Origin of the sequence: Mesorhizobium sp. M4A.F.Ca.ET.022.05.2.1 (assembly GCF_003998845.1) — a bacterium.
Taxonomy (GTDB): Bacteria; Pseudomonadota; Alphaproteobacteria; order Rhizobiales; family Rhizobiaceae; genus Mesorhizobium.
This window is the reverse complement of record NZ_RZOJ01000184.1, coordinates 1-10,984: the sequence shown is the minus strand read 5'-3', so window position 1 is coordinate 10,984 and position 10,984 is coordinate 1. Positions and strand designations below refer to the sequence as shown.

At 64.0% G+C, this 10,984-nt stretch carries 13 protein-coding genes and 2 pseudogenes; 4 read left to right on the top strand and 11 right to left on the bottom strand.

Annotation, left to right across the window (positions count from 1 at the left end; all coding sequences use genetic code 11):
* On the bottom strand, window positions 1-410 hold a 410-nt coding region (locus EN745_RS19830), incomplete at its 3' end, for a helix-turn-helix domain-containing protein (protein WP_145992075.1).
* 98 nt (window positions 411-508) lie between these two features.
* Between EN745_RS19830 and EN745_RS19825 the strand changes: the two genes are divergently transcribed.
* Window positions 509-814 carry a Rieske (2Fe-2S) protein gene (locus EN745_RS19825; RefSeq protein ID WP_126053986.1) on the top strand — a complete coding sequence of 102 codons (306 nt, stop codon included), beginning with the start codon at window positions 509-511 and terminating at the stop codon, window positions 812-814.
* Window positions 798-1,382 (top strand): annotated as a pseudogene (locus EN745_RS19820) (glutathione S-transferase family protein); the annotation flags it as partial. The gene EN745_RS19825 and the pseudogene EN745_RS19820, both read left to right, overlap by 17 nt.
* Here EN745_RS19820 and EN745_RS37655 read toward each other — a convergent pair.
* On the bottom strand, window positions 1,281-1,919 hold the full coding sequence (locus EN745_RS37655; RefSeq protein ID WP_348630969.1) for an FAD-dependent oxidoreductase: 639 nt from the start codon (window positions 1,917-1,919) through the stop codon (window positions 1,281-1,283). The pseudogene EN745_RS19820 and the gene EN745_RS37655 overlap by 102 nt on opposite strands.
* Before the next feature lie 61 nt (window positions 1,920-1,980).
* Window positions 1,981-2,391: a helix-turn-helix domain-containing protein gene (locus EN745_RS19810; RefSeq protein ID WP_126053984.1), complete on the bottom strand. Its 411-nt coding sequence runs from the start codon at window positions 2,389-2,391 to the stop codon at window positions 1,981-1,983.
* A gap of 136 nt (window positions 2,392-2,527) precedes the next feature.
* Between EN745_RS19810 and EN745_RS19805 the strand changes: the two genes are divergently transcribed.
* Entirely contained in the window at window positions 2,528-3,421 is an 894-nt protein-coding gene (locus EN745_RS19805) for an SDR family oxidoreductase (protein WP_127422056.1), read from the top strand.
* A 58-nt stretch (window positions 3,422-3,479) separates the two neighbouring features.
* On the opposite strand, the gene EN745_RS19800 is transcribed toward EN745_RS19805, so the two are convergent.
* Both EN745_RS19800 and EN745_RS19795 read right to left on the bottom strand, forming a co-directional pair.
* A complete protein-coding gene (locus tag EN745_RS19800; RefSeq protein WP_126053982.1) occupies window positions 3,480-5,399 on the bottom strand; it encodes a potassium transporter Kup in 1,920 nt (639 codons plus the stop codon).
* 103 nt (window positions 5,400-5,502) lie between these two features.
* Window positions 5,503-6,243 carry a pyridoxine 5'-phosphate synthase gene (locus EN745_RS19795; RefSeq protein WP_126053981.1) on the bottom strand — a complete coding sequence of 247 codons (741 nt, stop codon included), beginning with the start codon at window positions 6,241-6,243 and terminating at the stop codon, window positions 5,503-5,505.
* A gap of 114 nt (window positions 6,244-6,357) precedes the next feature.
* Between EN745_RS19795 and EN745_RS19790 the strand changes: the two genes are divergently transcribed.
* Entirely contained in the window at window positions 6,358-6,762 is a 405-nt protein-coding gene (locus EN745_RS19790; protein WP_126053980.1) for an STAS/SEC14 domain-containing protein, read from the top strand.
* A 9-nt stretch (window positions 6,763-6,771) separates the two neighbouring features.
* Here the strand turns inward: EN745_RS19790 and EN745_RS19785 are convergent, their stop codons facing one another.
* From EN745_RS19785 to EN745_RS19760, 6 genes and pseudogenes are all read right to left on the bottom strand, one after another.
* Window positions 6,772-7,899, bottom strand: a complete 1,128-nt coding sequence (locus EN745_RS19785; RefSeq protein WP_127400594.1) for an ATP-dependent RecD-like DNA helicase — start codon at window positions 7,897-7,899, stop codon at window positions 6,772-6,774.
* Between the two features lie 166 nt (window positions 7,900-8,065).
* A pseudogene (locus EN745_RS19780) lies at window positions 8,066-8,941 on the bottom strand (translation factor GTPase family protein); the annotation flags it as partial.
* A 26-nt stretch (window positions 8,942-8,967) separates the two neighbouring features.
* A complete protein-coding gene (locus EN745_RS19775) occupies window positions 8,968-9,321 on the bottom strand; it encodes a nitrile hydratase accessory protein (RefSeq protein ID WP_126053977.1) in 354 nt (117 codons plus the stop codon).
* Window positions 9,308-9,967 carry a nitrile hydratase subunit beta gene (nthB, locus tag EN745_RS19770; RefSeq protein ID WP_126053976.1) on the bottom strand — a complete coding sequence of 220 codons (660 nt, stop codon included), beginning with the start codon at window positions 9,965-9,967 and terminating at the stop codon, window positions 9,308-9,310. The genes EN745_RS19775 and nthB overlap by 14 nt, the downstream gene beginning before the upstream one ends.
* Window positions 9,968-9,980: 13 nt before the next feature.
* A complete protein-coding gene (gene nthA / locus EN745_RS19765; protein WP_127422055.1) occupies window positions 9,981-10,586 on the bottom strand; it encodes a nitrile hydratase subunit alpha in 606 nt (201 codons plus the stop codon).
* Between the two features lie 69 nt (window positions 10,587-10,655).
* Window positions 10,656-10,984, bottom strand: a 329-nt coding sequence (locus tag EN745_RS19760) for an efflux RND transporter permease subunit (RefSeq protein WP_189363094.1), incomplete at its 5' end; no start/stop codon positions are given.

Genomic DNA, 10,984 nt, shown 5'->3' with positions numbered 1-10,984 from the left:
GTCTCAACGTCCTCGACCGGAAGCCTGGCGCCCACCAACTCGGCGATCGACCGCCCGTAGACGGCCCACATGCGGCGACGCGTCTCGCGCCCGCTGCCGGTTGTGCGGATGGTCTGGCCGCGGCCGTCATCCGCGACCGGCAGCTTCTCGACCAGGCCATCGGCCTCGAGCCGCGCCAGCAGCCGCGAGATGTTGTATTGCGCAAACAAGGTCCGCTCGATCAGCTGGAACGGCCGCAGCCCGCCCTCGCCCGCTTCGGCAAGCTCGTGCAGCACGTCGTACCAGGCAAGCGGCGGCAGGCCGTTCTCCTTCAGCGCATCCTCGACCTTTTCCACGAGCTGGCGCGAAACGCGTATCAGGCGGGCCCAGGCCTTGATGGCGGCAGGCGAAGGGGAGGTTTTCTCGTTCATGCCAAATCATAGAAGGTAGATGCAATTGCATCAAGCTTGACGATCAATGCATCTGCATCTATATAGATGCATCTGCATCGATATGAAAGGCAAATCCGATGAAGCACGAAATCTGCAAGATCGCCGACATCCCGGAGACGGGCAGCCTGATTGCCCCGTTCTTTGGCCGCGAGGTGCATGTCTGGCGCAGCGGCGACCGCGTCCGCGCAGCCGCCAATGCCTGCCTGCATTTCGGCGGACCACTCGACTGCAAGGATGGCAAGCTCGTCTGCCAGTGGCACGGCGCATCCTTCGATATGGCCAGCGGTGACCGCGTCGAAGGGCCGGCGCCTAAAAACGCGCGCCTGATGTTTCTCTCGACTCGCGTCGAGGACGGCGCGCTCAACTATGTCTGGGGAGAGTGAGATGTCCGGCAAGCTCACACTCGTCAGCCATCATTTGTGCCCCTATGTGCAGCGCGCGGCGATTGCCCTTGCCGAGAAGGGCGTGCCATTCGAGCGCGTGATGATCGATCTCGCCAACAAGCCGGACTGGTTCAGGGCGATCTCGCCGCTCGGCAAGGTGCCGCTGTTCAGCGTCGATCGCGATGGCGAGGAGACGGTGATTTTCGAATCGGCGGTGATCCTCGAATACCTCGAGGAAACCGAAGCCAATCCGCTACACCCCGTTGATCCGCTGACGCGCGCCCGGCACCGCGCCTGGATCGAGTTTGGTTCAGCCATCCTGAACGCCATCGGCCGGTTCTACTCCGCTTCCAGCGAGGCCGCGTTCCGGTCCGAAGCCAGCGGCCTGTCGGCGATGTTCGATCGGCTGGAGGCGGAACTGGCAGACCGCACGAGCCCGGGGCCCTGGTTCGCCGGCGCGTATTTTTCACTGGTCGACACCGTCTACGGGCCGATCTTCCGCTATTTCGACCTCTTCGACCGGATCAGCGATTTCGGCATCCTCGATCGAAAGCCGATGCTCGCGGAATGGCGCCAGGCGCTGAGCGAACGGCGGTCGGTGAAGGAAGCGGTCGACCAGGATTATCCGCAGCGCCTCGAGGCCTTCCTGCGCGCCAAGGCTTCGCGTTTGTCTCAGATCATCCGGCAAGGTGATCAGGCCACCGCGCTTCCTAGCCTCGATTTCGACATTCGTCTCGATAGCGATCGCCTCGCGCCGGGCGGCGCGGAACAGCACGCCGAACAGGGCCGCACGATGCACCGCCAGCCCGAAGCGGCCGCCGCGTTGGGCGTCATAGCGGACGTCGAGCACCGTGCGGCCGCTTCCGGCGTCGGCGCCGTGCAGTCGGTCGATGCGGCTGCCCAGTGAGAGGATGTCGTCGAGCAAGCCAAGCTCGGCCAGCACGCTGAGCCCGGTCGGCTGCAGGATCAGCCCGGAACCGACCGGCTTCGGTTCATCGAACCGCTCGAAGACGGTGACGTGGTGTCCTGACCGGTTGAGATGGAGCGCCGTGGCCGGCCCGGCCGGCCCGGCGCCGGCAATCGCGATATCGAGAGATTCTTGCATTGCCCGCCCAGCCCGAACAGCAGCATTGCCAAATCAAGCCACCGCGCTAACGCATCGCGCCTTAGGCTTGCGCGGCGTCGAATGCGGCACGCGCCTCGCGCACCGCGTCATGGTTGAGTTCGGCCCATTGGACGAGCTGATACAGGGGCACGAACATCGAACGCCCGAGATCGGTCAGGCTGTATTCGACACTTGGCGGCTTGGTTGGGAACACCTCGCGATGGACGTAGCCGTCGCGCTGCAATTCGTGCAGCGTCTGGGTCAGCATGCGCTGCGAGATGTCGGGAACCAGCCGCCGCAGTTCACCGAAGCGATAAGGCTTTTCCGCAAGCGCCGTTACCAGCAACGGGCTCCATTTGCCGTTCATGCCTTGCATGACGTCGCGAACCGGGCAATTGGCGAAATTGGCGCCGTCCGTCATGGCCTTATAGATCTCGATCTTCGATTTCAGATTGACGATCTTGCCGTCCATCGTTGGTTCCCTGCGTGTGCCTACCTCCCTGAAAACTGCCTTCTTTACGGGATGCGGTCAATTCCTAATTTAGTGCTGGTCTCTTTTTGAGACTGTCACAAGCACCCGCCGCTTCGGCACAACATCAGGATCCCCCATGAGCGAAACCCTTCTAGTCACCGGCGCTTCCGGCCAGCTTGGCCGCAGCGTCCTGCGCCATCTGCTCGACGCGCAGAAGATTGCGCCGGCGCGCATCATCGCCACCACGCGCAATCCCGAAAGCCTCGCCGATCTCGCGGCGCTCGGCATCACCGTCAGGGCGGCCGACTTCAATGACCAGGCCTCGCTGGAACAGGCCTTCGAAGGTGCCGACCGAGTGCTGATCATCTCGACCGGCGACCTCGACCTCAAGAGCGACCGGCGCCTCAAGCAGCATCAGGCCGCGGTAGCCGCCGCCAAGGCGGCCAGCGTTTCGCATCTGCTCTACACCTCGATGCCCAATCCGGAGCCGGGCTCGCCGGTGCTGTTTGCCGGCGACCACTACGGCACTGAACAGGCGATCAAGGCGAGTGGTATCGCCTACACGATCTTCCGCAACGGCTGGTACCAGGAGAACCTGTTCCTGGCGCTGCCGCACGCAATTGCCTCGGGCAAGTGGTATACGTCGGCGGGCGAAGGGCGTATCGCCCATGGAGCGCGCGACGACATGGCCGCCGCGATTGCCGCCGGCCTCGCTTCCGGCTCGACCGACAGCCGGATCCACACGCTGACCGGCCCGCAGGCCTATACAACGACCGAGATCGCCGCCCTCGTTAGCGAGGTCACCGGCAAACCGCTGGAAGTCATTCAGTTGCCCGACGAGGCCCTGACCGAGGGCGTGAAGGCAGCCGGCGTTCCCGAGGAGTTCGCCCGCGTCATCGTTTCCTTCGACGCCAACACCCGCTCCGGCCGCATCTCCATGGTGACGGACGCGATCGAGACGCTGTCGGGACGCAAGCCGAAGTCGCTGAAGCAGTTCCTTGAGGCGAACAAGGCAGCGCTCGCCGGCTGAGGCGGCAGCACGCGCTCACAACTGTGAAGGCCGCGCTCCTTGCGGGCGCGGCCTTTCTCTATATCGCCACCTGCGTGCCGATCTCGACCACGCGTCCGGTTGGGATCTGGAAGTACTCTGTCGCATCCGCCGCCGTTCTTGCCAGGCCGATGAACAGCCGGTCCTGCCACAGCGGCATGCCGGAATTGGGAGAGGCTTTCAGCGAACGCCGCGACAGGAAGAAGGACGTCGTCATGATATCGAACTTCCAGCCCTGCTTACGGCAGATCGCCAGCGCGCGCGGGATGTTGGGCTGCTCCATATAGCCGAAGTTCAGCGTCACCCGCATGAACAGTTCGTTGACCGTCTCCATCTTGACGCGGTCGCTGTCGGGCACCACCGGCTGCGGCGCGGTCACCACCGAGAGGATGACGTTCTGCTCGTGCAGCACCTTGTAGTGTTTCAGGCTGTGCATCAACGCGGTCGGCGCGCTCAAGGGATCGCTGGTCAGGAACACGGCCGTGCCCGACACCAGCTGCGGCTTCTTCTTCAGCAGGTTGCCGGCGAGGAAATCGAGTGGGATCTCGTTGCGACGGGTCTTGTCGAACAGGTAGCGGCTGCCCCGCACCCAGGTCCACATGGCCATGATGATCGCGAAGGCCACCGCCAGCGACGCCCAGCCACCCTCGAATACCTTGACGATGTTGGAGGCGAAGAAACCGACGTCGATGAAGGCGAATAGCGCCGTCAGGCTGATCGCCAGCCAGGACGGCCATTTCCAGATGCGCGACATGACGACATAGAGCAATACCGTCGTCACCAGCATATTGCCGGTCACCGAGATGCCGTAGGCCGAGGCCAGCCTGCTGGATTCGCCGAAGCCGACCACCAGCAGCATCACCACCAGCGCCAGCAGCAGGTTGACGCGCGGCATGTAGATCTGGCCGGACTGCTTTTCCGACGTGTGCAGGATCTCGAGCCTGGGCAGCATGTTGAGCTGAACCGCCTGCCTGGTCAGCGAAAAGGCGCCGGAGATCACCGCCTGGCTGGCGATGACGGTCGCGGCGGTCGCCAGCACCACCATCGGTATCAGCGTCCAGCCCTCGTTCATTTCAAAGAACGGATGGCCGACGACGCCGTTCTTCGTCAGCACGAAGGCGCCCTGCCCGGCGTAGTTGAGCAGCAGGCAGGGAAACACGATCGCCAGCCAGGCGAGCACGATCGGCTTGCGGCCGAAATGGCCGAGATCGGCATAGAGCGCCTCGGCGCCGGTGACGGCGAGGAAGATGGCGCCGATGGTGACGAAGGCGACGTCCGGCGAATGGATCAGGAAGGCGACGATGTAGTGCGGGCTGACCGCCAGCAGGATTTCGGGATCGTCGATGATGTGGTTGAGGCCTGACAGGCCGATGGCGAGGAACCAGACAGCCGTGATCGGGCCGAAGATCAGCGCCACGCCGCCGGTGCCGAACCGCTGCACCGCGAACAGGATCGCTAGGATGAGCAGCGTCAGCGGCACCACGTAAGGCTGGAAGGCAGGCGTGACGACATTCATGCCTTCGACCGCGGACAGCACCGAGATGGCCGGCGTGATGACCGCATCGCCAAAGAACAGCGAAGCGCCGACGATGCCAATGGCGAGGATGATCGCCGAGCGCGTGGCAAAACTGCTGCGCGCCAGCGCCATCAGCGACAGCACGCCGCCCTCGCCGCGGTTGTTGGCGCGCAGCACGAACATGATGTATTTGATGGTGACGATGATGGTCAGCGACCAAATGATCAGCGACAGCACGCCGAGAATGTCGCCGCGCTCGGCGACCTCGCCGCCCGACGACGCCACCAGCGCCTCGCGGAACGCGTAGATCGGGCTCGTGCCGATATCGCCATAGACCACACCGAGCGCGCCCAGCATCAACACCTTGGTGCTGTGCTGCTCGATTTCTGGATGGCTCGATTGGTCGACGGGTTCTGCCTCACTACCAGTGTTGGCAAGGGCCATAAACGACACTCCGATAAACGCGCGGTGCTCTACGCTTGCTGCGATGCAATATCAAGTGCCGTCACGTTATGGCTTCCATGCCGGCAACGCGGGGCTTGCCTCTCTACCAACCGCAAGCTCCGAGAAACCGTCCCACCGTGCCGGCCATGCCATACTCCAATGCATCGGCTGTCAACCCGTGACCGATTGACACTTCGGCCAATGCCGGAATGCGCTTTGCCAGCGCCGGCAAATTGTCGACCGTCAGATCGTGCCCGGCATTGACCTGCAGCCCCGCGGCAAATGCCGCATCCGCGGTTTTTCCCAATTTTTCCAGTTCCTTGGCTGCCTTGATGGAATCGGAATGGCAACTGCCGTATGGGCCCGTATAGAGCTCGATACGGTCGGCGCCGGTATCGCGCGCGGCATTCACGCCGCCCGGATCCGAATCGGCAAACAGCGACACGCGAAAGCCGCCTTTCTTCAACCGCTTGACGATCGGAGTGAGGAACGCCGCGTCGGCGATGAAGTTCCAGCCATGGTCCGACGTTGCCTGGCTCGGATCGTCCGGCACCAGCGTCACTTGGTCGGGCTGGTGCTGTTCCACAAGCGCCAGGAATTCCTCCGTGGGATGGCCCTCGATGTTGAATTCCGCCTTCGGGAACTCGTCGTCGATCAGCGCCCTGATCTGAGGCAAATCGGCGCGCCGCGTGTGCCGCTCATCGGGCCGCGGATGCACGGTCAGCCCATGCGCGCCGGCGGCGAGCGCAATGCGGCCGAGCCGGATCACGCTCGGCCAGGGCAGATCGCGGCGGTTGCGCAGCATGGCGATGGCGTTGAGGTTGACGGAAAGCTTGGCGGGCATGGCTTCGGGTCCCCGAGTGCATTGGCGGCGCATCTATACCGTCTTTGGTGGGAACAGACAGGGGGGTTCCGGTGTTCCAGACGGAAGGACGGCGGCAAGCGGAAGGAGGTGCCTGTGAATTTCCTCGAAACCGTGCCGGTGATACGCCGCATCGACACCGACCGCGACGACCTTTTCGCCATCGACGTCGTCGGCGATGTCGCCGGCGCCGATGCAGAAAACCTGTTCGGCCTGCTGGAGGCCGCCTGCGCACTCTATTCGAAGATCGACGTGCTGGTGCGGCTCGTCGAACTCGGTGGTGTTGACTGGAGCAATGTCGCCGGCGAAACGCTCACACAGGGCACGACCTTGGCGCTGCGGCATGTCGGCCGCTGCGCCACGATCGGCGAGCCGGACTGGACTAGCGAGTTTCACGGCCTTCTTGCAAAACCCCTGCCCGTCGACCTCAAGTATTTCAAGGCCGAGGACGAGGCCGCCGCCTGGAAGTGGCTCGGCGCCGTACCGATCGCGCGACGTTGACGGGCCGCCTTACCTGACCACGGTCAGCCGCTCCGCAGCCCGCGTGATCGCCGTATAGAGCCAGCGCTGGCGTGTTTCCTTGAAGGCCCAGCTTTCGTCGAACAGCACGACGTCGTTCCATTGCGAACCCTGCGCCTTGTGCACGGTCAGCGCATAGCCATAGTCGAAATCGTCGAAGCGCTTCTTCTGCTGCCAGGGGATCTCGGCGTCGGGGTCCTCGAACGCCGCCTTGAGCAACTTGATCTTGGCGACGCCGCGGTCCGGATCGTCCTCTTCCGGCGAGACCAGCAGGTTGATGCCGGGCTTCACCGTCTCGCGCGACGAGGTCATCACCTTCCACAGCGAGCCGTTGAGCAGGCCCTTGGCGGGGTCGTTGCGCAGGCAGACCAGCTTGTCGCCGGCCTGCGGGAAGTCGGCGTTGAAGCCCTTCAACTCGCGCAGCCGCTGGTTATAGCGCCTGCGCGTGCGGTTGGTGCCGACCAGCACCTGGTCCGCCTTCAGCACCAGTTCCTGGTTGACGTCTTCCTTGCCGATGACCTGCGCCGTGCCGTAGTCGCCGCGCATGAATTCGCGGCCTTCGCGCACGTCGAGCGCCAGCCGTATGATCGGATTGTCGCGCGCCTGGCGATGGATTTCGGTGAGCAGAACGTCCGGTTCGTGCTCTGTGAAGAAGCCGCCGCCGGATATCGGCGGCAGCTGCGCCGGATCGCCGAGCACCAGGATCGGCGTGCCGAAGCTCATCAGGTCGCGGCCGAGTTGCTCGTCGACCATCGAGCACTCGTCGATGACGACCAGCTTGGCGCGCGCGATCGGGCTTTGCCGGTTGAGCGAGAAGGTCGGCGAGATCGACGTCTTGCCGGTCACCTCGTCCGACACCGATTCCTCGCCCTTCGGCCTGTAGATCAGCGAATGGATGGTGCGGGCATTGACCGCGCCCTTGGAGCGCAGCACCTGCGCCGCCTTGCCGGTGAAGGCGGCGAACTGAACCTGGCCGTCGACATGCTCGGCGAAATAGCGCGCCAGGGTCGTCTTGCCGGTGCCGGCATAGCCGAACAGCCGGAAAATCTGCGGCCGGCCATCCTTCAGCCAGCGCGCGACCGCCTTCAAGGCCTCGTCCTGTTGGGGGGAGAATTCCATCAGCTGGAAAGACCGGATTCGCGAGCGAAAGACAAGGTCAGCGGCCATATCGACCACCGCCGGTGGTGAACTCGGCGTCTACTGCGGCTCAAACTATCAGGCGCCAACTAGAACGTAAAGGGAACAAATCTTATCGCGTCTCAGTTGGATTCGAACGGCGTGGAGGTCAGGCAAGAGCCATCGCCGCTGGCGGGTCGCGATCGTCGGGTGGAACGGGGACAGGAACGTATCCGGCATAGCTGACACTGACGCGCGCTTGCCCTTTCGAGCGCGACCGGAGCGTATCCTCCAGCTTGAACATGTTTGCGAGCGGCACTAGCGCATCGACGACCACCTCCATCCCCCGGATTTCTTGACTCTCGATCTTGCCGCGACGGCTCTTCAGGTCGCCGGCAATGTCGCGGACATAATCCTCCGGCGTCACCACCTCGACCTTCATGATCGGCTCAAGCAACCGCACGCCGAGTTTGGGCGCTGCTTCCCTGAAGCAGGCGCGACTTGCGATCTCGAAAGCAGAAGCCGAAGAGTCGGTTTCGTGACAGGCGCCATCCACCAACGTCGCCTTGACGCCGATCATCGGGAACCCTGCAAAGGGGCCCAAGGATAGGACGCTGCGCAGCCCCTTTTCGACTCCCGCAACATATTCGTCTGGCATCGCACCGTCGACGATCGTGGACACAAATACGAAGTTCGCGTTGTATGCGTTCGGCTCGAACGCAATCTTGACGCGAGCGAACTGGCCCCTACCGGCGAAAATCCTCTTGTGGGTGTAGTCCTGTTCGCAGGCGTGGGTGATCGTTTCGCGATAGGCCACTTGCAGAGCACCGACATTCACGCCGATCTCAAATTCGTCGCGCAGGCGGTCGACCATGATGACCAGGTGATACTCGTCCCTGCCGGCGATGATAGTTTGGCCCGATTCCTCATCTGACGTAACTTGGAAGTCAGGATTCTCATCCGCCAGCTTCGACAAGGCGACAAGCAGCTTCTCCTGATTGGCTTTCGACTTCGGCTCGATCGCGATTTGAAGCAAAGGCCATGGCGCGGCAGACGATTCCACCTGGCCCCCTACCGCCCGCAGTCGAGTTGGGGATCGTTCTCGAGCAGGATCGGCTTGCCGTGCGGCGTGGCGTGCGCGGCGCGCTCCCAGGCAGCGGCAAGCGTGTCGACCTCGACCCTGCCGGCGACGCCCTTGGCCGACAGCAAGCTCTCCAGCGCATCCAACCAGTGCTCGTAATAGTCATGGCCGTCCGCTGCTGCACCCGGCTTCTTCACTTCAGCGGACAATGCGTCGGCCCATTCGCGCCAGGAAAACAGGCCCTTGTCATGCAGCGCCACCGTCATGGCGAAGACTTCGGCCTGCCACGGCTCGGCGAAGACCGGCTCGTCGAAGGCCGCCGGCAGGTCTTCACGCCGGCTCAAGATAGCTCTCCCAGGCATCGATCGACACGGTCAGCGTCGGGTCGGCGCCATCGCCCCAGATCTCCGTGCCGTCGAAGACGACCGTATAGACCCATTGCGGGTTCTCGCCTTGCCCGTGCGCGTTGCTGTCGGGAAAGACAAAACCCTCGCGCACCGCCTCGATGGTGCCTTGCCTGCCGCGCGCATAGCGCGGCAGCCGCGTGTGGCCGTTCGGATTGAAATTCTTCGTCCGCACCCGCTGGCCGGCCTTGAACAGCGCCGGCGTGGCGACCGGCCGGTTGCATGGGCCGCCCCTGGCCAGCGCAGCCGGCACGTTTTCCGCCTTCAGCACTCTCTTGGGAGCAGCTGCCGGATCGAGCGCCCGGCCCTCGGCCAGATCGCGGTCGCTGATGAAGCCATGGCGCTTCAACAGCACTTCCAGCGCCTTGATCCAGATCTGGTAGTAGCTGGAGGCATAGTAGTCGGCCGGATGCAGCGATTCCCGCGCGTGCCGGCTCTCGTCGATGTTCCAGGCGCCCATCGCACCCGCAGTGAGCGTCACGCCGAGTGCCCGCCTTTCCCAGGCGGCGTGGAAATAGGGCTCGTCCTTCTCGGGCGCGACCGGCCCGAAGCCCATCTGCCCGCCGAGATCCTGCGGCCCGTTCATGCCGGCTCCCCCATCATTCGGGCAGCTTGGCCAGCGCGGTGCCGATCATCGCGTCGCGGCTCACCAGTTCGGCCAGTTGCTCCTCGCTCCAGCCCTCGGTGCCCTTCGGCCGCATCGGCACGACCAGATAGCGCAGCTCCGCCGTCGAATCCCAGACGCGGATTTTCCAGTCCGCCGGCAAGGTCAGGCCGAATTCGGCCAGCACGCCGCGCGGATCGATCACCGCCCGCGAGCGATAGGGCGGCGCCTTGTACCAGACCGGCGGCAGGCCGAGCACCGTCCACGGATAGCAGGAGCACAGCGTGCAGACGACGAGATTGTGCGTCTCCTCGCTATTGAAGACGGCCTGCATGTGCTCGCCCTGCCGGCCGGTATAGCCCAGCGATTCGATCGCCGCCGTCGCATCGCGCCTCAGCCAGTCGGCATAGGCCGGATCGGTCCAGGCCTTGGCCACCACCCGGGCGCCGTTGCGCGGGCCGATCTTGGTCTCGTAGGTGTCGACGATGACGTCGATCGCGGCCGGATCGATCAGGCCTTTCTGGGTGAGGATAGTTTCCAGCGCGCGCACGCGCGCCGCGAACGGATCGAGCTCGTTGTCATGGGCATGATCGTGGGACATGAGCTCAGACTAGAACCGCCGACACGTGGCCGCAAGCATGACGGCTTGGGCCAGCAAGCGGCGGTCGAGCTATTCGGCCGCGGCTTTTTGGAGCTGGATGACCCGGCCTTCTTCCGGATCGAACAGCGAGCGCTGCTCCGCGGCCTCGTCTTTCTGCGGCCCAGGCCGGCCCTTCTTCGAGGAGAAGCCGAGCAGCCAGCCAGAGAAATTCTCGAAATAGACGTAGATGACCGGCGTAACGAAGAGCGTCAGCGCCTGCGAGGCGAGCAGGCCGCCGACCACCGCGACACCGAGCGGCTGGCGCAGTTCGGCGCTGGCGCCGGTGCCGAGCGCGATCGGGAACGTGCCCATCAGCGCGGCCAGCGTCGTCATCATGATCGGCCGGAAACGCATCAGGC